Origin of the sequence: Streptomyces sp. NPDC051561 (assembly GCF_044454195.1) — a bacterium.
Classification (GTDB): domain Bacteria; phylum Actinomycetota; class Actinomycetes; order Streptomycetales; family Streptomycetaceae; genus Streptomyces.
In genome coordinates this window covers 47384-68378 of sequence record NZ_JBITDM010000005.1, presented here as the reverse complement: position 1 = coordinate 68378, position 20995 = coordinate 47384, and the positions used below count along the sequence as shown (strand labels likewise).

Sequence of the window (20995 nt, the reverse complement as noted above, 5' to 3'; positions counted from 1 at the left end):
TGTACGCCCCCTGGGTCAAGCGGAGTTGGAGCACTCGCGGGGGCGGTTTTTCGCCCGTTCCGCAGGGTCGGGGCGGGCGACTACGGAAGGTGACGAAGTGGTTCTCTCACGCGGTCGCGGAGGTCCCCTGACGCCACTCGTATCCCTCGCGCAACTGCCGTACCAGGGTGTCCGCGAACGGACGGGACGGGTCCGCCGAGAAATGTCGCCGCTCCGCCTCGGTCCAGCCGTCCCAGAACGCGGACTGCTCCGCTCCGTCCCGCTCCCGGCCGCGCCGCCACGAGCTTTCGGCGTCCATGTCCATCCAGAGGAGGTGCGAGAGGAGGGGGCGCAGGGCGCGCCGACCCGCGCCGACGCCCTCGACGAGGACGACGGGTGCGGGAGGAAGTGTGTACGTCGTGGGGCCGGAACGGCGCAGCACCCAGTCGTACGGGGCGTACCGCGCACGCTCGCCGCGCGACAGCGGTTCGAGCACCTGGGCGGTCAGCCGCCCGGTCCAGTCGAACAGCTCGTCGTGGGTGGCCAGATCGTCGAGGTGCAGTACGGGGGCTCCGCCGAGCGCGTCGGCCAGCCGGGCGGCGAAGGTGCTCTTGCCGGAGCCCGCGTGCCCGTCCACGGCGATCAGCCGGACCGGACCGCAGGAGGGGGAGAGGTCACGGAGCCGGGCGGCGAGCGGGGCGAGAGAGGTGTGAGGGGCGAGGTGGTTCACCCGGCCCAGCTTAGGAGCCCTTCCGTCCGCGTGCCGCCGCAGGTGACCGGGGTGCCGGTCGCAGTATGGGGCGGACCTTGGGTGCGAGCCGCCGCTGTGGGGTAGCCATAGCTGCTGCCTGCTGCCTGCTGCCTGCTGCCTGCTGCCTGCTGCCTGCTGCCTGCTGCCGGCGGCTCGTTGCCCGCTGTTCGAACGGACCGTGCCCACCTCGTCCCCCTGGGGGTTCCCGATCATGGCCAGACCCGATCCGTCCGCTTCCGTGCCGTCATCTGCTGCCGTACCGCCGTCCGCGCCGCGCAGGACGGTGCTGGCCGCCGCGCTGGTGGCGGCGGCCGGCGCGGCCGTGCCCGCCGCGCACGCCGCCGACGCTGCTGCTCCCGGTGGGTCCGCTCCTGCCCCCGCCCCCCGTCCCGAGGAGGCCCGTACCGTCGACAACCACTTCTGGACCAGCTACACCGACTGGCGCTCCGGCACCGGCCCCGGCACCCGTGCGGTCGGCGGGCGCCGTCCCGGCCTGGTCATCGGCGTACCGGACGGGCTGACGACGTATCGCGACCCGCACACCGGGCGCACCGGCAGCTACGAGTACGCGGTCTGGACCTCGCCGCTGCACCGCAGCCGTGTCCCCGCCACCGAGATCGTCGCCTCCTGGAACGTGGACACCCCGCCCGGCACCTGGCTGGCCGTCGAACTGAGGGCGGCGTACGCCGACGGTTCGCGCACCCCCTGGTACGTGATGGGCCGCTGGGCCGCAGGGGACGCCGACATCAGGCGAACCTCCGTCGACGACCAGGCCGACGGCCGCAGCGGCGTCTCCACGGACACCCTCGGCGTCACCGACCCGGCGTCCGGCGTCCGGCTGACCGGCTATCAGCTGCGGGTGACCCTCTGCCGGCCGCCGGGCTCCGGCCTTTCGCCGACGGTGTGGCGACTCGGGGCGATGGCCTCCGACGTGCCTGACCGCTTCACCGTTCCGGCGTCGAAGCCGTGCCGCGCGGTCGAGCTGCGGGTGCCGCGCCACTCGCAGGAGATCCATGTGGGGCAGTACCCGGAGTACGACAACGGGGGAGAGGCCTGGTGCAGCCCGACCTCCTCCCAGATGGTCCTGGAGTACTGGGGGCGCCGGCCCACTCCCGAGCAGCTGGCGTGGGTCGACCCGTCGTACGAGGACCCCCAGGTCTGCCATGCCGCCCGGCAGACGTACGACTACCAGTACGCGGGCTGCGGGAACTGGCCCTTCAACGCCGCGTACGCCGCGACGTACCGGGACATGAACGCGGTCGTCACCCGGCTGGGATCGTTGAACGATCTGGCGATTCTCCTGTCGGCCGGTATCCCTGTCATCACGTCCCAGTCCTTCCTCAAGGAGGAACTGACGGGCGCCGGCTACGGCACCTCGGGCCACCTGATGACGGTCATCGGCTTCACGCCCTCGGGCGATGTGATCGCAAACGATCCGGCGGCCCCCACCAACAGCGCCGTACGCAGGGTTTACCGGCGGCGTGAGTGGGAGAACGTGTGGCTCCGCACCAAGCGGAAGAACGCGAGCGGGAAAGTGGTGTCCGGCACCGGGGGCGTCTGTTACGTGTACTGGCCGACGGGTCCCACGGGCGACCAGCGGCGCGCTCTGAGGGGGTTGGGGCTGCTCTGAGGTCCGGAGGCCCGCAGGGAGGGCCGGCGGGAAGAGGGCAGGAAAGAGCAGGAATGAGGCCCCCGCAGCGTGATCATCATCCGCTCGGGGGCCTTGCCAGACTCTCTGTGTTTACGTAAACATGAGGATATCGGCAAGGGCTTTCCGCTGATGCGCCTCCCACTTCGCCTCTCCTTGAGCACCAGGAGCAACCTCTTATGCCCGTTCTTCAGATCGACGACGGCGGATTCAGACTCGACGGCGAACCCTTCCGGATCCTGTCCGGCGGGCTGCACTACTTCCGTGTCCACCCGGGGCAGTGGGCCGACCGGCTCCGCAAGGCCCGCCTCATGGGCCTCAACACCGTGGAGACGTACGTCCCCTGGAATCTCCACCAGCCCCGGCCGGATCAGTTCCGCATGGACGGCGCCCTCGATCTGCCCGCGTTCCTCGACCTGGCGGCGGCGGAGGGGCTGTATGTGCTGCTCCGCCCCGCGCCCTACATCTGCGCCGAGTGGGAAGGCGGCGGCCTCCCTTCCTGGCTGCTGAACGAGCCGGACATCCAGCTGCGCTCCCGCGACCCCCGTTTCCTCGCCGCCGTCGACGACTTCTTCGCGCGGCTGCTGCCACCCCTGCTGCCGCGACTCGCCACGAACGGCGGCCCGGTGATCGCCGTACAGGTGGAGAACGAATACGGGGCGTACGGCGAGGACACCGCCTATCTGGAGTACCTGGCGGACGCGTTGCGCCGGTGCGGCGTCGACGTACCACTGTTCACCTGCGACCAGCCGGCCGATCTGGAGCGCGGACGGCTGCCGGGGCAGCTCGCGACCGCCAACTTCGGCAGCCGTACCGCGCAGAACCTCGCCGCTCTGCGCGCCCACCAGCCGAACGGCCCGCTGCTCTCGACCGAGTTCTGGATCGGCTGGTTCGACCGCTGGGGCGGCCCCCATGTGGTCAGGGACCCGGAGCAGGCCGCACAGGAACTGGACGAACTGCTGGCCAACGGCGCCTCGGTGAACTTCTACATGTTCCACGGCGGCACCAACTTCGGCTTCACCAACGGCGCCAACGACAAGGGCACCTACCGGCCCACCGTCACCTCCTACGACTACGACGCCCCCCTGGACGAGGCGGGCGACCCGACGGAGAAGTTCACGGCCTTCCGCAGGGTCATCGGCAAGTACGCGCCGGTCCCCGCGGAGCCGGTGCCCGACCGTGCGCCCAAGCTCGCCCTGGAGCCGGTGACGCTGGCGGAAAGCAGCGGACTGCTGGACAGCGCCGTGCTGCTCGGCGAGCCGGTCCGCTCCGCGCAACCGCTGACGATGGAGCAGCTCGGGCAGGACTTCGGATTCGTCCTGTACGAGACCGGGCTCCCGGCGCAGGGCCCCGCACTCCTGGAGATCGAGCAGATACGGGACCGGGCCCAGGTGTTCCTCGACGGCCGCCCCGCCGGCGTGCTGGAGCGCGAGAACCACGAGCACGCCCTGGCCCTTGACGTGCCCCGCGCGGGCGCCGTGCTCTCGGTGCTCGTGGAGAACCAGGGCCGGGTCAACTACGGGCAGGGCATTCACGACCGCAAGGGCCTGCTGGGTGAGGTCCTGCTGGACGGCGCCCCGCTCGCCGGCTGGACCTGCCGTCCGCTGCCGCTGACCGGGCTGGGCGATCTGGTGTTCAGCGACACCGCCGTGCCGAGGGTCGGTCCTGCCTTCCACCGCGGCAGCTTCGAGCTGACCTCGGTCGCGGACACCTACCTCCACCTCGACGGCTGGACCAAGGGCAACGCCTGGATCAACGGCTTCGCGCTCGGCCGGTACTGGTCGCGGGGGCCGCAGCGCTCCCTCTACGTACCCGCCCCGGTCCTGCGCGAGGGTGCCAACGAGATCGTCGTGCTCGAACTCCACAGCGCGCACCGCGCCCGCACCGTCGCCTTCCGGGGGGCGGCGGACCTCGGCCCGACCGAGGAGTAGCGGGCCGCGACAGACGGCAGGGCACCGGCGCGAGTGCCGGTGCCCTGCCGCGGTGTCCTCCTGGTCAGGATGTGCGGCGCCCTCCCGGTCGGGCGGTGCTGCGGAAGGTCCAGGACTGGTTGGCGCCCGTGGTGGGCCGGTAGACGCCGACGGGGTCGCCGTCGGTCGTCGACTCGCCCGTCACGTCGAGGAGTTTGCCGGTGGCGCGGTTGACCAGGGTGGTGCGTCCGTCACCGCCGGTCGAGCGGATCCACTGCTGTCCGGTCGAGTCGCCGGTCGTCGCGAGGGTGAGGGTGTCACCCGATACGGACAGTGCCTTGCCGGACGTCGAGTGGGTGATCCGGTAGGCGGCGGTGCTGCCCCAGTCGGTGGTGTCGAGCTTGCTGAGGGTCCACTGTTGGGCGGGGTCGGCCGGGTCGGCGGCGCGCTGGACGGGGGCGAGGGCGGCGTCCACGGCCAGGGCCAGCCCGCTGTGGTCGTTGACCAGTTGGCGGGGGCCGCCGAGTGGGGCGGTGGTGGCCGAGGGGTCGACCCCGGCGGTTCCCGGCAGCACGAATGTGGTCACCGATCCCGCCCCGACCGTGGCTTTCAGGGACTTGCCCGTCGTGGTCACATCGCCCTCGCGCCGGAGATCCTTGGTGGCGTCGGTGGTGTGGCGCTGGACGGGACCGGCGCCGACAGTGCCGAAGCCTGCCAGGTCGAGGGTGAGGTCCTGCTCCTCGCCGGTCGGATTGGTGTGGACGACGACGGTGCCCAGGCCGTCCGGGCTCAGTGCGGCCAGGGTGTTCGGGTCGTCGGTGTTGATGACGCGGGCGCCAGGGCGTACAAAACGGCTGTAGTTGGCCATCGCCCAGTACTTCTTGTTCTTGCGCAGCGGCTCGGTCGCCGCGTCCGCCGGGGTGAAGTCGGTCTGGATCAGGCCCCAGTTGGAGTTCTCGTGGGCCGGGGTCATGTTCTCGTAGTCCTCGACGGCCTGCCACAGCACCCAGGCCCGCGGTTCCAACTCCCGGATGTCGTCGTTGATGCGGCGGGTCAGGTCGAAGGCGGGACTCATGTCGGTGAAGCTCTGCGGCACGCTGCCGCCGACATCGACCTCGGACATCCACAGCGGGATGCTCTCGCCCTTGGCGATGTCGCGGGCCCCGGTGCGGCCGTTCGTACCGTACGTGTGCGTGTTGAGCCGTCCGACCGAGCTGCGCACGGCAGGGGCGTAGGTCTCCCAGTTGGTCCTGAAGAGCTGGGGGTTGGTCTCGTCCATCGCCGCTATCGGGAGTCTGCTGCCCTTCGCGTCGAGAGCCGAGCGCAGGGTGGCGACCATGCGCGCCTGCGCGTCCGGGTCCCAGTGCGAGCCTTCCTGGCGGCCACCGGCGCGCCAGTAGTCGGTGTGCGGCTCGTTGACGGGGGAGAGGGAGTCGAAGGTGACGCCGGTGGACTGCTGTACGCGCTGGACGGAGCCGGCGAGGTAGGCGGCGAACTTGCCGTACTGGTCGGGGCGGAGATTGTTCTGCCAGGCGTTGGTGGCGCCCGAGGTCAGGCCGCTCTCGGTCATGAAGTACGGGGCCGAGTTGGAGAACGCCTCGAAGGTGGCGGCGCCGCGTGCCTTGGCGGCGGTGAGCCACCAGCGCTGGTTGGCGTCGGCGTCCGGATTCCAGTGGGTGGGGTCGTCCGGGTTCCACCAGTCGGGGCTCTGTGGGCCCGGACGGTTCCAGTGGCCGGGGACGGCCGCGCCGGGGCGCATGTAGGGGGCGGTCTCCGGGCTGTCGCCGCCGCCGATGTTGTAGCGGGCGATGGTGAAGCCGAGGCCGTCCGCACTGTAGAGGGCGTCGGCGAGCTTGTCGCGCTGGGAGTCGGGCCAGCCGCCGGTGACATTGGCGAACCAGGCGAGTGCGGTTCCCCAGCCCTGGAAGGCGGGTTGCTGGTAGCTGGGGTCCAGGCGGACGTTCAGGGGGGCGGGGGCCGACCGTGCGGCGGGGGCCGACTGCGGGGTGGGGGCCGACTGGGCAGCGGAGGCGGTGGGTGCCGTGAGTGCGGGCAGGCTCAGGGTGGCGAGGCAGGCGCCGGCGAGTGCTGCGGCGGCGGGGCGGTTGCGGGGGGATCGGCGGGGGGTGGATCGGTGATGCGGTCGGGGCTCGGTGCGTGGGTGGGGGTAGGGGTGGGCCACGTAACTCTCCCGGTTCGGTGGGGGCGGTGGTGGAGGTGCGGGGGCCGGTCAGGCGGCCGGGCGCTGCCACTGCTGGTTCTCACCAAAGTTGCAGGTCCACTGGATGAGCGCGACGCCGTCGTGGGTGGCCTGGTTGGTGACGTCGAGGCACTTGTCGCTGTGCTGGGCGACGAGCTGCACCGCCGTACCGGCCGGCACCGCCTTCCACCGCTGTGCGGCTGAACCGTCGCAGGTGTACTGGACGACGGCCGCGCCCTCGGCGGTCGAACCGTCCTTGGAAGAGAGGCACTTGCCACTGTGCCGGAGCACGATCTGGACCGTGCCCCCGCCCATGTCCTTGAGCCAGAACCGCTGGTTCACACTGCCTGCGTTGCAGGTCCACTGGACGAGCCGGGCGCCGTCCGCGGTGGACCAGTCGGCGCCGTCGGCACACTTGCCGCTCTTCACCGACGTGAGCGTCTCCCAGGTACCCGGCCCCTGCACGGTGCCCGCGGCGGTGTCGAGGGTGAGCTGCGGGAAGTAGTCCATGGTCATGGTGGTCGCGGTGGGGAACTCCAGCGGCAGCCACACGTACTGGGAGTCGTTGACCTTGCCCCCCGTCGAGTTGCCCCAGCGGTCGCCCATGTACAGGTACGAGGTGCCGGAACTCCCCTGCACGGGCAGGACGAAGGCGGTCTGCGAGCCGTACGCCGTGCCGTCGCCGATGTTCTGCGGCTCGCTCCAGGTGCCGGTGACGCTGCTGGCCGTGCCGTACTTCTGCTGGTTGGGGGACCAGCCGGTGGCGCCGGAGGTCAGCAGGAAGTAGACGCCGTTCCGCTTGAACATGGCCGGCGCCTCGCGCGACTGGCCCGCCCAGAGCTTCTGGACCTGCGACTGGACGGCCGTGTAGTCCGCGGTGAGCCGGTAGACGTGCAGGTCGGCGTTCTCGTTGGCCGCCGAGATCATGTAGCCGGCGCCGTCGTCGTCGACGAAGGTGGTGATGTCGCGCGACATGTGGTCCAGCGGGCGGAAGCTGCCCCGCCAGGTGTAGTCGCCGTCCACCGTGGAGGAGACGGCGACCGCGGCCCGCGCCTCGGAGTAGTCGGCGGAGTTCTCCTTGTGCATCCACATCACGAACTGGCCGGTGGCCTTGTTGAACATGACCTTGGGCCGCTCGATATTGGCGGAGGCCAGCTCGGGATCGCTCTCCCGGGTCAGCACGTGCTTGCGGAACTCCCAGTTCTTGAGGTCCGTCGAGCGGTAGGCGGAGACGTACCGAAAGCTGTTGTCGTCGTTGCGGTTCTCGCCGAACCAGTAGTAGTACGCGCCGACCTTGACCACCCCGCCGCCATGGGCGTGCACGGGGTTGCCGTGGGGGTCGGTGAACTGGGTGGCGTTGGGGACGGTGACGGGCGCCGCCTGGGCGGTGCCGGCACCGCCCAGGAGGGTCAGGAGGAGGGCGGACACGAGGGCGAGGAGCGCCGCCGTGCCGCGGGATGTGAGTCGCATGATGCGTACCTCTGGCTGTCGTCCGGGCTGGGGATCGCCGTGCGCGAGCGGCGGAAGGCCATGCATGGTCACGTGAACACCGACGCCTGTTTGCGTAAACCTGCGTGCATGTTTGCGTAAACATGGATGCTGGAGAGAGTTTGGAAGTGGCCGTGGGGCCTGTCAAGCGTTTGCGCAAGAACCCGAGTTGGCGATCCGCCCGGTGACACGAGCCCGCTCGCGGGGGTACGGCGCGTGGCCCTTCGGGGGCGGGCCCTCCGGGGCGACCGGGAACGGTCGCTCGCCCGGAGGAATCCCGGAAGCCCGGAGGAATCCCGGAAGTGCTACGCCCTGCGCGGGGAGGGCTGGTATGCAGCCGTGCTGTCGCGGACGACGAGCCGGGTCGGCACCAGCCGCGTACCGTCCGCGACGTTCTCGCCGCGCAGTTCGCGCAGGGCGACATCCACGCACAGTTCCCCGACCTTCGCGAAGTCCTGGTGGACCGTCGTCAGGGGCGGAATGAAGGAGGCGGCCTCCGGGATGTCGTCAAAGCCGACCACGCTCACATCCTCGGGCACCCGCTTCCCGCTGTCGTGCATCGCCCGCAGTACCCCGAGCGCCATCTGGTCGTTCGCCACGAACACCGCCGTGCACTCCGGCTCCCGGGCCAGCCGCAGCCCGGCCTCATAGCCGGATTCCGGGCTCCAGTCGCCACGCAGGAGCGGCGGCGGCTCGATGCCCTCCTCGCGCAGCGCGGCCTCCCAGGCGTCCGCGCGACGGGTGGCCGCGAAGGACTCCTCGGGTCCGGCGAGATGCCAGACCGCGTGGTGCTCCAGGTCGAGCAGATGGCGTACGGCGGCCCGCGCGCCCTCGTGCTGATCGGTGTCCACCACCGGGAACCGGTCGCTGGCGTCGGAGTCCACCACGACCACCTTCACGTGCGGCGGCAGGATCAGCGACCCGGTGTCGAGCAGGTGCACCTCCATGATCAGCACGACCGCGTCCACAGCGAGTTCGTCGAGCCGGGTGAACGCCCCGGTGACGCTGTCCCTGGTCGGCGCGTCGAGCGGAATCAGGGTGACCGCGTACCCCGCGCGGGAGGCGTTGGTCGCGATCGCTTCCAGGGTCCGCACGTTTCCGGTGCTGGACAGGCTCGTGGTGATGACCCCCAGGGTGCGGAAGTCACCGCGCTTGAGCGCGCGGGCCGCACTGTTGGGCCGGTAGCCCAGCTCCTTCATGGCGTCCAGCACCCTGCGCCGGGTCGCCTCGATGACGGCGGAATCCCCGTTGGAGACCCGGGAAACCGTCTGCGAGGAGACGCCGGCGGCCCGCGCCACATCGGCCATCGACACCCGGGCCCTACGCCCCCGCGCACCGGCCTCGTGGGCAGTCGTCGTCGACGCGGCTCTGTCCTTGTTCGTCACCGAATTCCCTCTCATTCGTCCCCGCCCCATGCTTGACGCTCCCCAGCCGGAGTGTCACCATCACGCTACCGATGATTACGTAAACATTCCTCATCGGGTCAGCCGCATCCGCCCGGTTCTCCCGGCCGTGAGGCTTCTCCCTGCTCGTGCAGACCGGTCGGTCACCGAATCAAGGACCCCCACCATGACGCTTCCGCCGACACCGGCGAAGACAACTCCCGCGCCACGCCCGCGAGTTCCGTTCAGTCTCCGCAGGGAGTCCCTCGTCGGGTGGGGGTTCGCCGGTCCGTTCGTCGCCGTCTTCGCGCTCGTCTTCCTGGCTCCGATCGGGTACGCGCTGTACCTCAGTCTCTTCCGGGACCGGCTCATCGGCGGAACGTCCTTCGTGGGTATCGACAACTACCGTCAGGCGCTTGCCGATCCGCAGTTCTGGGAGGGCCTGGTCAGGGTCGCACTCTTCCTGGCCGTCCAAGTGCCGATCATGCTGGGTATCGCCCTGCTGGTGGCGCTCGCGATCGACAGCGGCCGACTGTACGGAAAGGCGTTCTTCCGCGTCTCGATCTTCCTGCCGTACGCGGTCCCCGCCGTGGTCGCCAGCCTCATGTGGGGTTTCGTATACGGCACTCGGTTCGGGCTGGTCGGCAACATCAACGATGCCCTCGGCATCACCCTGCCCGACCCGTTGTCCCCCGAGCTCGTACTGGCCTCCATCGGCAACATCGTGACCTGGGAATTCGTCGGCTACAACATGCTGATCTTCTACGCCGCGCTCAAGGCGGTGCCCCGCTCGCTCTACGAAGCGGCCGCGATCGACGGCGCGGGGGAGTGGCGGATCATGCGCTCCGTCAAACTGCCCGCCATCCGCGGCGCCCTGGTCATCGCGACCATCTTCTCCATCATCGGCAGCTTCCAGCTCTTCAACGAGCCGAGCATCCTGCAGAAGCTCGCCCCCAACGCGATCACCAGCGACTTCACCCCCAACCTCTACACCTACTCGCTGTCCTTCTCCGGCCAGCAGCACAACTACGCGGCGACCGTCGCTCTCGTGATGGGTGTCTTCACCGCGATCATCGCGTACACGGTCCAGCTGCGCGGCATGCGGAAGGGCTGAGCACATGACGCACCTGACCACGGAACGCGACGGCACCGAGCCGAACCCCGTGCCGTCCGCCGGGCGGACGACCATCACCCCCGCCCGCATCTCCCGCCGCACGCCCCGGCCACCCACCCGCCGCCGGAGCTTCCGGACCCCGCTGGACCCCAAGCGCAGCATCCCGCTGACCCTGGTGACCGGAGTCGTCCTGGTCTACACCCTGCTCCCGCTGGTCTGGCTGTTCATCAACGCCACCAAGGACCAGAACAGCCTCTTCAGCTCCTTCGGCCTCTGGTTCGGCGACGACTTCGACCTCTTCGGCAACATCTCCCGCACCCTGACCTACGACGACGGCGTCTTCCTGCGCTGGCTGCTCAACACGCTGCTGTACGTCGTCGTGGGGGCGGGCGGCGCCACCTTCCTCGCCGTACTGGGCGGCTACGCACTGGCCAAGTTCCAGTTCCCCGGCCGCCGGGGGGTTTTCGCCGTCGTCCTGGGCGCCGTGGCCGTGCCCGGCACCGCGCTCGCCGTGCCCACCTTCCTGATGTTCAGCAACATGGGGCTCACCAACACCCCGTGGGCCGTCATCATCCCCTCCCTCATCTCGCCCTTCGGGCTCTATCTGATGTGGGTGTTCGCCGCCGAGTCCGTACCCACCGAACTCATCGAAGCGGCCCGCATCGACGGCGCCGGAGAGCTCCGCATCTTCTTCCGCATCGCCCTGCCCCTGCTGGTGCCCGGCACCGTCACGGTCCTGCTCTTCTCCATGGTCGCGACCTGGAACAACTACTTCCTGCCGCTGATCATGATCAAGGACCCCGACTGGTACCCGCTCACCCTCGGGCTCAACGCCTGGAACTCGCAGGCCCAAACGGCGGGCGGCGAGGCCGTGTTCGACCTGATCATCACCGGCTCGCTGCTCACCATCGCGCCGATCGTCCTGGTCTTCCTGCTGCTCCAGCGGTACTGGCAGTCCGGCCTGGCCGCAGGAAGCGTCAAGGAATAACACAGCTCCGCAGCAGCCGGCTCGGGCCGCATCCCGGGCCCCTTTCCTCTCCGCGCCTCTCCGTACCTCGAATCAAAATCGAATCAGGAGCACCCTCCATGAGAACGCCCAGTACCCGCCGCCGGCTCGTCGCGGCCGCTGCCACCGCCTGCGTCATGGCCCTCACCGCCACCGCCTGCGGATCCTCCGACCAGGCGGCCGAAAGCGGCCCCAAGGACGTCAAGTCGGCGCTGGAGAAGGGCGGCAAGCTCACGGTGTGGGCCTGGGAGCCCACGTTGAAGAAGGCCGCCGCCGAGTTCGAGAAGAAGTACCCGAAGGTCGACGTAGAGCTGGTCAACGCGGGCACCGGCGACAAGCAGTACACGGCCCTGCAGAACGCCATCGCCGCGGGCTCCGGGGCCCCCGACGTGGCGCAGCTGGAGTACTACGCGGTGAGCCAGTTCGCCATCGGCAAGTCCGTCGAGGACCTCTCCTCCTACGGCGCCGCCAAGCTCGACAAGACGTTCAGTGCGGGCCCGTGGAGCGCGGTGCACACCGGCGACGCGGTGCACGCACTGCCCATGGACTCCGGCCCGATGGCGCTGTTCTACAACAAGAGGGTCTTCGACAAGCACTCCATCGCCGTCCCCACCACCTGGGACGCGTACGTGGAGGCGGCCCGCAAGCTGCACAAGGCCGACCCGAAGATATCCATCACCAATGACACCGGCGACGCGGGCGCCACCACCAGCCTCATCTGGCAGGCCGGCGGCCGCCCGTACAAGAGCCAGGACACCGAGGTCACCGTCAACTTCACCGACGCCGGCACCAAGAAGTACGCGGACACCTGGCAGAAGCTCCTCGACGAGAAGCTCGTCGCGCCCGTCAGCTCCTGGAGTGACGAGTGGTACAAGGGCCTGGCCGACGGCAGCATCGCCACCCTCGCCATCGGCGCCTGGATGCCCGCCAACTTCGTCTCCGGTGTCGCCTCCGCCTCCGGTGACTGGCGGGTCGCCCCGCTTCCTCAGTGGACCGAGGGCGCCAAGGCCAGCGCCGAGAACGGCGGCAGCTCCCTCGCCGTACCCAAGGCCGCCAAGAACAAGGAACTGGCCTATGCCTTCAGCGAGTTCGTGACCACGGGCGCCGGAGCCTCCGCCCGCGTCGCCGAGGGCGCCTTTCCCGCCACCAAGGCCGATCTGGACTCGAAGAAGTTCCAGGACACGAAGTTCCCCTACTTCGGCGGCCAGCGGGCCAACAAGGTGTTCGCCGAATCAGCACGCAACGTCGGCACCGGCTGGTCCTACCTGCCCTACCAGGTGTACGCCAACTCGGTCTTCAACGACACCGTCGGCAAGGCCTACGTCTCCGCGACCCCGCTCTCCCAGGGCCTGACCGCCTGGCAGCAGGCCAGCGTCAAGTACGGCACGGACCAGGGCTTCAGCGTCAACAAGTAGCCCCCCTCACGCCTCAGCGCGTCCCGCCCGGCAGGCGGCCCCCCTGCCGGGCGCGCTCCACCACACTCCTGCCCGCCCTTCCACGGGCCCGCACTCCCCTCTGCCCTTTTCCGGGCCCCGCGCCGCCGGGCCCGTACCCCCGCATGCCCTTTTCGAGGAGCCCAGATGTCCCGTACGTCCCGCAGGTGCACATCCGCCGCCACCGGCCTCGTACTCGCCCTGAGCGCCACCGGGTGCTCCTCCGGCAAGGAGGCCGCCGGTGACGACACGACGGCCGAGGTGACGGGAAGGATCTCCCTCACCTACCTCCAGAAGCAGGGCGACCAGGAGTACTTCGTCGGCGAGGCGGCCGGCGCCACGGCCAAGGCCAGGGAACTCGGCATCGACCTCAAGATGGTCAACCTGGGCAACGACGCCAACAAGACGGTCAGCGAGATCCAGTCCGCGATCGCACAGAAGACCAACGGCCTGATCGTCGTCGTCCCCGACCCGGCGGTGGGCCCGCAGGTGGTCCGTACCGCCAAGGACGGCAAGGTCGCCCTGCTGACCTCCGACGACCAGATCTGCACCACCGGCCCCGACCCGTCCGCCTGCGGGAAGACCGATCTGGTCCCGAGGATCGGCTTCAGCGGGGCGCAGATGGGCGTCGAGGTCGGCAAGCGGGCCGCCGAGGAGTACAAGAAAGCGGGCTGGAGGGCCGAGGAGACCCGGGTCATCTCGGCCTGGAAGCAGGACGTCACGGTCTGCGGCGACCGGGTCGGCGCCGCGAAGAAGGCGTTCGGCGCCGCGGCCCCCGGCGTGCAGGCCCTCGACGTACCCACCGACAACACCCCCACCGGCGCCCAGGACAAGATCGCCGCGACCGTCACCGCCCATCCCAAGGTCACGAACTGGGTGGTCTGGGGCTGCAACGACGAGAACGTCATGGGCGGCGTCACCGCCCTCCAGAACTCCGGCATCAGCCCGGACCGCGTCATCGGCATCGGCCTGGGCGCCTATCTCGCCTGCAAGGAATGGCAGTCGGACAAGCCGAGCGGAATGAAGGCGGCGCTGTTCATCAACGGCAAGGACGTCGGTGCCCTGGCCGTCCAGACCATGTACGACAAGCTCAAGAACGGCAAGGACTTCCCGCAGGAGGCCTTCGCCCCGACCACCATGGTGGACCGGACCTCCTGGAAGAGCAGCGGCGTCGTCTGCGGCTGACCGCCCCCCCGCCCAGAGTCCGCTCGCGCGACACCTCAGAGGTGAAACCAGCCATGAGCCGCACCAACTCCCCCTCTTTACCGGACAGCCCGGGTACGCAACCGGAAGGTGCCCCGCACGACCCCGAAGCCACCCCGCACGATCCGCACACCGTCGCCGTCACCGGCATCAGCAAGTCGTTCGGTGCGGTCCACGCCCTCACCGGCGTCACTCTCGACTTCCCGCCCGGCCGGGTCACCGCACTGATGGGCGAGAACGGCGCCGGGAAATCCACCCTCCTGAAGATCCTCACCGGCGTCCACCGGCCGACCACCGGCCAGATCCGGATCGACGGCCGCCCCGTCGAGCTGCACTCTCCCGCCCAGGCCAGGGCCGCTGGAATCCGGATCATTCCGCAGGAACCGGAGATCATTCCGCACCTCTCGGTCGCCGAGAACGTCTACGCGGGGTCCCTGCCCCGCCGCCGCGGCAGGATTCTCGACCGTGCCGAACTGCGGCGACGTGTCGAGGCGGACCTGACCCGGCTCGGCTTCGCCGACGTACTCGACCCCTGGCTCCCCGGATCCAGGCTCACCCCCGCCCAGCGCCAGCTCGTCGAGATCATGCGAGCGCTCACCGGTGACACACCCGCCCGGCTGATCGCCTTCGACGAACCCACCTCCTCGCTCTCGGAGCACGAGGTGGACGCCCTGTTCGCCCTGATCCGACGACTGCGCGGGCAGGGCATCGCGATCGTCTACGTCTCCCACCGGATGCGGGAGATCTTCCGGCTCGCCGACCGGGTCGCGGTCCTGCGCGACGGCGGCCTGGTCGACGTACAGCCGGCCGACGACACCGACGAGGGTGAGCTGGTACGTCTCATGGTCGGCCGCGACCTGACCGGCATGTTCGTCCGCCACCGCGTGGCCACCGACCGACTGGTCCTCGACGTCCGGGGTGTCACCACCGACGACGTCCAGGACATCTCCCTGAAGGTGCACGCGGGCGAAGTCGTCGGCCTGGCCGGGCTGATCGGAGCCGGACGCTCCGAACTCGCCCTGGCCCTCGCCGGTGACCTCCCGCTCCGCGATGGCAACGTAACCATCGACGGAAAGGCCCTGCGCAGCGGCCATCCCGGCGACGCCATCCGGGCCGGACTCGGCCTGGCACCCGAGGAACGCAAGGCCCAAGCCCTGTTCCTGCACCGGTCGGTGCGCGACAACACCACCCTGGTCGTACTCGACCGGCTGCGCCGCTTCCGCTTCGTCCGGCGCTCCGCCGAGCGTGAACTCGCCCAGCAGTACACCGACCGCCTCCGGGTCCGTACGCCGTCGATCAACCACGAGGTGCGCAAGCTCTCCGGCGGCAACCAGCAGAAGATCGTGCTGGCCCGCTGGCTGGCCCGTAAACCCAAGGTCCTGATCCTCGACGAGCCGACCCGAGGCATCGACGTCGGCGCCAAGGCCGAGATCTACCGGATCATCGCCGACCTGGCCAAGGACGGGGTCGCCGTCCTGGTGATCTCCTCCGAACTCCCCGAACTGCTCGGTCTCGCCGACCGTGTCGTGGTGATGCAGGGCGGCCGGATCACCGGCGAGCTCGACCACAGCGAAGCCGACGAAGAATCGATACTCGCCCTGGCCATGGCCGACGACCTGGCCGGCTCCCACTCTGGAGTCACCTCATGACCCTCACCAGCGCTCCCGCCCCCGCAGCGAAGGAGGACAGCGCCGGGCCCCGGCGCTCCGTCCTCGCCGGAGTCGGTGGCCAGAACCTCAGCCTGGTCGGCGCCCTGATCGGCGTGCTCGCGCTGTTCGGGCTCCTCAACGACAATTATCTGAGCCTGTCCAACATGCAGGTGATCGCCGAGGCCGCCACCATCACCGGCCTCCTCGCGCTCGTCCAGACCGTTGTCATCATCTGCGGCGGCCTCGACATCTCGGTGGGCTCCCAGGTCGGTGTCGCCTCGGTGGTCAGTGCGATGGTCTTCGCCGGTTCCGGCTCGAACGCCCTGCTCGGCATGGCAGCGGCTCTCGCCGTCGGAGTCCTGGTGGGCCTGCTGAACGGCCTGGTCATCGTGTACGGCAGGGTCAACCCGACCATCGCCACACTGGCCGGTCTCGCCGCGTACAAGGGCCTCGCCCAACTGCTCTCCGACGGCCGGGCACAGGGATACGTCCTCAACAACGACGTCTTCGTCTTCCTCGGCCGGGGCAGGATCGCCGGGCTGCCGGTGATGGTCTGGATCCTGATCGTCGTCGCCCTCGCGGTGCATCTGCTCCTCAAGTACACCGACATCGGCCGCAACATCTACGCCGTCGGCGGCAACGACACCGCGGCCCGTCTCGCGGGCATCAACATCAACAAGTACCTGGTCTGTGTGTACGTCCTGGTGGGCGTCGTCGCCGCCATCGCCGGCATCCTGCTCACCGCCCGCACCGGCTCCGGCCAGCCCACCTCAGGCAGTGAGGGCCTGGAACTCAAGGCGATCACCGCCGCCGCACTGGGCGGCTGCGCACTGAAGGGCGGCAAGGGCGGCATCGGCGGCACCCTCCTCGCCGTCGCCCTGCTCGGGGCCCTGGAGAACGGCCTCACCGTGGAAGGCATCAACACCTTCTGGCAGAACGTCGCCCAGGGGGCGCTGCTCGTCGTCGCCGTGGTCATCCAGCAGCGGCGCAACGGGGAGCGGGCGGTCGGGCTGCCGCACTGACCGCCCGGCCGGCGTCCGGTCGGGCGGGCGGGCCCCGGGCCCCGGGGACGGTGACCAACGTCATCTGTACCGGGGCCCGTCCCGCTGGCAATGTGGAAGCGATGGTTCCGCATGGTTTCCACCGTTCCTGTTCCACGGTTCCTGTCCCACCGTTCCTGTCCCCTGCCACGTTCGTGAGATCCGATGACTGCCGCCACTGCCGCTGTGTCCACCCGCCTCCGCGCCCGCACCGGCGGCCCCGACGACCGAAGCGGCCCCAAGCTGCTGGAGCACCTGCTGGGCTGGACCCTGGTGGTACTGGTGGCGATGTTCGTCACCGGCGCCGGTCTGCTGTGACGCCGTAGCCCCCGAGAAGGGGGGCCGGTGCTCGGGCCGGGGGTCAGGAGGCGCCGAGGGTGAGCCCGTTCGTCACGATCAAGTCCGAGGTGACCATGGCCTGTTCGGCGCTGACGTCCGTCATGAAGACGAAGGGCGGCACCACCGGCGGTACGGGCAGCCGATCCGGGGTGAAGGTCAGACAGAGCAGCCCTTCCAGGCAGCCGCTGAACTTGGTGAGGTAGAGGGTGACGTTGCCGCTGAGGTCCAGGGTGTCGGCACCCAGGGCGAGTTCGTCGCGGCCGTCGCGAGTCCTGAGCCGGTAGTCGGTGAGGGAGGCGGCCTTCATCTTGAGGACCATCACCTTCAGCGAGCCGTCGGCGGTGCGCACTTCCTTCACCCCGGCGATCAGGAAGCCGTCCGGGGCGAACAGCGTGGTGGTGACGGTCGGCGGCACCCGGGGGGCCAACGGCTCGGCCGGCGCGGCCACCGCCTTCTGGAGCGGGGTGGCGAGGGCGGCGAACAGGACCACGGGCAGCGCGACCGCCAGGGCGCGCGGCCCCTGCTGCCGGACCGGAGGGGGAGTGCGCCCGCCGTCGGCGGCTTCCGGCTGCCGCTCGGCCAGCGGCGCCCATCCGAACCCCATCGCACTGCCCGCGATGCCCAGCACCGTGCCGACCAGGAACCCGCCGAGATTGGTCGCCGCGAACGAGAGCACCGACAGGATCAGCGCGTTGATGCTGACGTAGTGCCGGGTGTGCGGCAGGAACCACAGGAACAGTCCCGCCGCGACCAGCGCGATCCCGATACCGAGGGCGGCGAGCCCGCCGAGACCCAGACTGACCAGCACCGTCAGGGGCGACAGCGGCACGAGGAGCAGCTCGGCGCCCGCCAGGACCAGTAACAGCCCCGCCCAGAAGGGGCGTCGGTGCCGCCAGCCCCGGAATCGCCGCCGCCGCCCGGGCCACGGCAGTCGTTTGTCCAGCCACCTGCGCCGGGCCCGGGCGGGCCCGGCGCCCTTCGGCCGGCCGCCGCTCAGAAGCACTTCTTGCCGTCCAGGTTCACATCCAGCTTCAGGCCCTTCAGCCGGAAGTTGCCGCCGGTCGCCGACCAGGCGTGCGAGCGCACGCCCGCGACCTCGATGTTCCCCGCCTGGAGTCCGAACTTGCCCGCCTCGCCCTTGACCCCCGGCACCGCGTCCAGGGTGGAGGCGTCCCGGCCGATCTGCGCCGTGCCGAAGCGGGCGTTTCCGGTCAGGTCCTCGCCGTCGATGATCAGGTTGCTGGCGGTGACCTCGCCCGCATCCCCGCCCGCCATCAGCTTGAACACCACCGTGCCGACCGGGGTCTTGACCTCGGCGGACTGGCAGATGTCGGAGAGCCTGGCGTTCCCGATGCCGAGCAGGGCCACCGGGTGACCCTTGCCGTCCGCCGACCGGTCCGTCTGGACGTACGACGAAAGGCCGCTGCTGGTCAGCTTGGAGGAGGAGACCTGGAAAGTGGTGCCGGAGACGGCGAACGAGGCGGCCAGCGCGCCCTGCCCCATCATCGCCGCCATCGCCCCGACGGCGAGTACCGCCGGCACTGCCAGGACCGCGCTCCGGCGCCAGGACGTTCTGCCTTCGGGGGACTGTTCCGCCGCTCGATTCCGCGGCTTGTTCGCTGCGCTCACCGGTTCCTCCCGTACGTCGCAGACAGTGCGTTGGGGGAAGTGCATGAGGAGCGGAGGGCGGGCCGTGGAATACTGCGGCCATCCTTCCGGAGTAGGAGGCTAGGGCCTAATTTGAATAAGAGTCAACAGCGCGGAGCGACCGGTAAATCCCAGGCGCGCAGAGCCGAACTCATCGCAACAGGGCGGAAGTTGTTCGCCGACACCTCCTACGACGCGCTCTCCATGGACGACATCGCGCAGCACGCGGGCGTCGCCAAGGGGCTCATCTACTACTACTTCACCAACAAGCGCGGCTATTACCTGGCGATCGTCGAGGAGTCCGTCGCCGACCTGGTCGCCCGAGCCGGCAGTCACCCCGAGCTTCCGCGTGCCCAACGGGTCCGGAGCACCGTCGACGGCTATCTGCGCTATGCGCAGCATCATCAGGCGGCGTACCGCACGATCGTCACCGGCGGGGTCGGCTTCGACGTCCAGGTGCAGTCGATCCGTGACGCCGTGCGCGAGCAACTGCTCACCACCCTCGCCGAGGGCGCGTATGGCAGCGCGAACATTCCGCCCACCGCCCGGCTGGCGCTGCTCGGCTGGATGACCGGCGTCGAGGGCATCACGCTCGACTGGGTCGGTGATCCGGTGCTGCCGCGGGAGGAGGTGTGCGAGCTGCTCGTCGCGCTTCTGCGCGCGACCCTGGAGGCCGTCGGCGAGCTGGTGCCCCAGTGCCCTGCTCCGGCGCTGGACGACACGGTCACGTAACACCGGCGCGCCCTGCCCGGCCTGCGGCTTTTCGACCCGTGACGGATGGGGCGCGATCGGGCATACTCAGCCGCCACAGCCCCGCCGGCCCCGCTTCCGTAACCCGGAAAGTTGGTTCAGGCTGGCAGGGAGAGAGAACCGGCGGCGCCGCCACACCCTGCGCGTGCGTCTGCCGTCGCGCCCGACAGGGAGGACGCCGCACATGCCCGACCGCGCTCCGCAGCCGGTGGAACGACAGCTGCCCACCGAGGAGTCCCGCGACCTGCTCGCGCTGGTACGCGACATGATCCAGCGGGAGATCGCTCCGCAGGCCGCCGCGGAGGAGGACGCCGGGCACTTCCCGCGCCAGGTCTTCTCCCTGCTCTCGGAATCCGGGCTGCTCGGTCTGCCGTACGACTCCCGCTTCGGCGGCGGTGACCAGCCGTACGAGGTCTACCTCCAGGTACTCGAAGAGCTCGCGGCCGCCCGCCTCACCGTGGGCCTCGGCGTCAGCGTGCACAGCCTCGCCTGCCACGCGCTGGCCGGTTACGGCACCAAGGAACAGCAGTCCGCCCACCTCCCCGCCATGCTCGGCGGTGGCCTCCTCGGCGCCTACTGCCTCTCCGAGCCCGCCTCCGGTTCGGACGCCGCCTCGCTGCGCACCAAAGCGGTCCGGGAGGGCGAGAACTGGGTCATCAACGGCACCAAGGCCTGGATCACCCATGGTGGCATCGCCGACTTCTACACGGTCCTCGCCCGAACGGGGGTGGACGGGCCGCGCGGCATCACCGCCTTCCTCGTCCCCGGCGACGCGGACGGGCTGAGCGCCGCCACCCCCGAGAAGAAGATGGGCATGAAGGGCTCGCCCACCGCCCAGCTGCACTTCGACGGCGTACGGGTGTCCGACGAGCGCCGCCTGGGCGACGAGGGCCAGGGCTTCGCCATTGCGCTCTCCGCGCTGGACTCGGGCCGCCTGGGCATCGCCGCCTGCGCCATCGGCGTCGCCCAAGCGGCATTGGACGAGGCGCTCTCGTACGCCACCGGGCGCGAGCAGTTCGGCCGGCCGATCGCGGACTTCCAGGGGCTGCGGTTCATGCTGGCGGACATGGCCACCCAGATCGAGGCAGGCCGCGCCCTCTACCTGGCGGCGGCCAGGCTGCGGGACGCCGGCCGCCCCTTCTCCCGCCAGGCGGCGATGGCGAAGCTCTTCTGCACGGACGCGGCCATGAAGGTGACCACCGACGCGGTCCAGGTCCTCGGCGGCTACGGCTACACGGCCGACTTCCCGGTCGAACGCCTGATGCGCGAGGCCAAGGTCCTCCAGATCGTGGAGGGCACCAACCAGATCCAGCGGATGGTGATCGCCCGGCACTTGGCGGGGCCGGAGTCGCGCTGAGGGCGGCTTCGGGGGCGGTGGCTCGCGCGTGTTCGGGGCCCCGAGCCCCGGCTGCCGGTCTCCCGGGCCTGGTCCGGTTGTCCGTGGGCGCTCATCGGT

17 protein-coding genes are annotated in these 20995 nt (G+C 70.1%); 11 read left to right on the top strand and 6 right to left on the bottom strand.

Going from position 1 to position 20995, the window contains the following annotated elements; genetic code table 11:
- Positions 1-106: 106 nt before the first annotated feature.
- Positions 107-709: a uridine kinase gene (locus ACIA73_RS13735; RefSeq protein WP_399438655.1), complete on the bottom strand. Its 603-nt coding sequence runs from the start codon at positions 707-709 to the stop codon at positions 107-109.
- Between the two features lie 232 nt (positions 710-941).
- Between ACIA73_RS13735 and ACIA73_RS13730 the strand changes: the two genes are divergently transcribed.
- Both ACIA73_RS13730 and ACIA73_RS13725 read left to right on the top strand, forming a co-directional pair.
- Positions 942-2360: a peptidase C39 family protein gene (locus ACIA73_RS13730; RefSeq protein WP_399438654.1), complete on the top strand. Its 1419-nt coding sequence runs from the start codon at positions 942-944 to the stop codon at positions 2358-2360.
- 197 nt (positions 2361-2557) lie between these two features.
- Positions 2558-4309, top strand: coding sequence for a beta-galactosidase family protein (locus ACIA73_RS13725; protein ID WP_399438653.1), 1752 nt, complete (start codon positions 2558-2560; stop codon positions 4307-4309).
- A gap of 64 nt (positions 4310-4373) precedes the next feature.
- On the opposite strand, the gene ACIA73_RS13720 is transcribed toward ACIA73_RS13725, so the two are convergent.
- From ACIA73_RS13720 to ACIA73_RS13710, 3 genes are all read right to left on the bottom strand, one after another.
- A complete protein-coding gene (locus ACIA73_RS13720) occupies positions 4374-6470 on the bottom strand; it encodes a glycoside hydrolase (protein WP_399438652.1) in 2097 nt (698 codons plus the stop codon).
- Between the two features lie 48 nt (positions 6471-6518).
- A complete protein-coding gene (locus ACIA73_RS13715) occupies positions 6519-7958 on the bottom strand; it encodes an RICIN domain-containing protein (RefSeq protein ID WP_399438651.1) in 1440 nt (479 codons plus the stop codon).
- 323 nt (positions 7959-8281) lie between these two features.
- A complete protein-coding gene (locus ACIA73_RS13710) occupies positions 8282-9283 on the bottom strand; it encodes a LacI family DNA-binding transcriptional regulator (protein WP_399439026.1) in 1002 nt (333 codons plus the stop codon).
- Between the two features lie 262 nt (positions 9284-9545).
- Here ACIA73_RS13710 and ACIA73_RS13705 point away from each other — a divergent pair, with 262 nt between their 5' ends.
- The 7 genes from ACIA73_RS13705 to ACIA73_RS13675 all read left to right on the top strand — a co-directional run bounded on the left by ACIA73_RS13705 (position 9546) and on the right by ACIA73_RS13675 (position 17121).
- The gene (locus ACIA73_RS13705) at positions 9546-10472 is read left to right on the top strand and encodes a carbohydrate ABC transporter permease (protein ID WP_399438650.1); all 927 of its coding nucleotides are present in this window, start codon (positions 9546-9548) and stop codon (positions 10470-10472) included.
- Positions 10473-10476: 4 nt separating this feature from the next.
- Positions 10477-11460, top strand: a complete 984-nt coding sequence (locus ACIA73_RS13700) for a carbohydrate ABC transporter permease (protein ID WP_399438649.1) — start codon at positions 10477-10479, stop codon at positions 11458-11460.
- 98 nt (positions 11461-11558) lie between these two features.
- Positions 11559-12893 carry an ABC transporter substrate-binding protein gene (locus tag ACIA73_RS13695; protein WP_399438648.1) on the top strand — a complete coding sequence of 445 codons (1335 nt, stop codon included), beginning with the start codon at positions 11559-11561 and terminating at the stop codon, positions 12891-12893.
- Between the two features lie 165 nt (positions 12894-13058).
- Complete coding sequence (locus tag ACIA73_RS13690; protein WP_399438647.1) at positions 13059-14096, top strand: substrate-binding domain-containing protein; 1038 nt, start codon at positions 13059-13061, stop codon at positions 14094-14096.
- A 53-nt stretch (positions 14097-14149) separates the two neighbouring features.
- A complete protein-coding gene (locus ACIA73_RS13685) occupies positions 14150-15763 on the top strand; it encodes a sugar ABC transporter ATP-binding protein (RefSeq protein ID WP_399438646.1) in 1614 nt (537 codons plus the stop codon).
- Positions 15760-16785, top strand: a complete 1026-nt coding sequence (locus ACIA73_RS13680; RefSeq protein WP_399438645.1) for an ABC transporter permease — start codon at positions 15760-15762, stop codon at positions 16783-16785. Before ACIA73_RS13685 ends, ACIA73_RS13680 begins: the two co-directional genes overlap by 4 nt.
- 183 nt (positions 16786-16968) lie before the next feature.
- On the top strand, positions 16969-17121 hold the full coding sequence (locus ACIA73_RS13675; protein ID WP_399438644.1) for an SCO1431 family membrane protein: 153 nt from the start codon (positions 16969-16971) through the stop codon (positions 17119-17121).
- A gap of 43 nt (positions 17122-17164) precedes the next feature.
- On the opposite strand, the gene ACIA73_RS13670 is transcribed toward ACIA73_RS13675, so the two are convergent.
- Both ACIA73_RS13670 and ACIA73_RS13665 read right to left on the bottom strand, forming a co-directional pair.
- A complete protein-coding gene (locus tag ACIA73_RS13670; protein WP_399438643.1) occupies positions 17165-18145 on the bottom strand; it encodes a DUF6114 domain-containing protein in 981 nt (326 codons plus the stop codon).
- Complete coding sequence (locus ACIA73_RS13665; RefSeq protein ID WP_399439025.1) at positions 18136-18657, bottom strand: DUF6230 family protein; 522 nt, start codon at positions 18655-18657, stop codon at positions 18136-18138. Before ACIA73_RS13665 ends, ACIA73_RS13670 begins: the two co-directional genes overlap by 10 nt.
- A 225-nt stretch (positions 18658-18882) precedes the next feature.
- Here ACIA73_RS13665 and ACIA73_RS13660 point away from each other — a divergent pair, with 225 nt between their 5' ends.
- Together ACIA73_RS13660 and ACIA73_RS13655 are read left to right on the top strand one after the other, a co-directional pair.
- Positions 18883-19521 (top strand): TetR/AcrR family transcriptional regulator, encoded by a 639-nt coding sequence (locus ACIA73_RS13660; RefSeq protein WP_399438642.1) that lies wholly within the window; start codon positions 18883-18885, stop codon positions 19519-19521.
- Between the two features lie 202 nt (positions 19522-19723).
- Positions 19724-20896 (top strand): acyl-CoA dehydrogenase family protein, encoded by a 1173-nt coding sequence (locus tag ACIA73_RS13655; protein ID WP_399438641.1) that lies wholly within the window; start codon positions 19724-19726, stop codon positions 20894-20896.
- The last annotated feature ends 99 nt before the right edge of the window (positions 20897-20995 follow it).

Bases quoted from the DNA above. Each gene is read 5' to 3' on its own strand.
- ACIA73_RS13730 (WP_399438654.1), top strand. From the start codon at position 942: ATGGCCAGACCCGATCCGTCCGCTTCCGTGCCGTCATCTGCTGCCGTA.
- ACIA73_RS13725 (WP_399438653.1), top strand. From the start codon at position 2,558: ATGCCCGTTCTTCAGATCGACGACGGCGGATTCAGACTCGACGGCGAA.
- ACIA73_RS13715 (WP_399438651.1), bottom strand. From the start codon at position 7,958: ATGCGACTCACATCCCGCGGCACGGCGGCGCTCCTCGCCCTCGTGTCC.
- ACIA73_RS13710 (WP_399439026.1), bottom strand. From the start codon at position 9,283: ATGGCCGATGTGGCGCGGGCCGCCGGCGTCTCCTCGCAGACGGTTTCC.
- ACIA73_RS13705 (WP_399438650.1), top strand. From the start codon at position 9,546: ATGACGCTTCCGCCGACACCGGCGAAGACAACTCCCGCGCCACGCCCG.
- ACIA73_RS13700 (WP_399438649.1), top strand. From the start codon at position 10,477: ATGACGCACCTGACCACGGAACGCGACGGCACCGAGCCGAACCCCGTG.
- ACIA73_RS13695 (WP_399438648.1), top strand. From the start codon at position 11,559: ATGAGAACGCCCAGTACCCGCCGCCGGCTCGTCGCGGCCGCTGCCACC.
- ACIA73_RS13690 (WP_399438647.1), top strand. From the start codon at position 13,059: ATGTCCCGTACGTCCCGCAGGTGCACATCCGCCGCCACCGGCCTCGTA.
- ACIA73_RS13685 (WP_399438646.1), top strand. From the start codon at position 14,150: ATGAGCCGCACCAACTCCCCCTCTTTACCGGACAGCCCGGGTACGCAA.
- ACIA73_RS13680 (WP_399438645.1), top strand. From the start codon at position 15,760: ATGACCCTCACCAGCGCTCCCGCCCCCGCAGCGAAGGAGGACAGCGCC.
- ACIA73_RS13675 (WP_399438644.1), top strand. From the start codon at position 16,969: ATGACTGCCGCCACTGCCGCTGTGTCCACCCGCCTCCGCGCCCGCACC.
- ACIA73_RS13665 (WP_399439025.1), bottom strand. From the start codon at position 18,657: ATGGCGGCGATGATGGGGCAGGGCGCGCTGGCCGCCTCGTTCGCCGTC.
- ACIA73_RS13655 (WP_399438641.1), top strand. From the start codon at position 19,724: ATGCCCGACCGCGCTCCGCAGCCGGTGGAACGACAGCTGCCCACCGAG.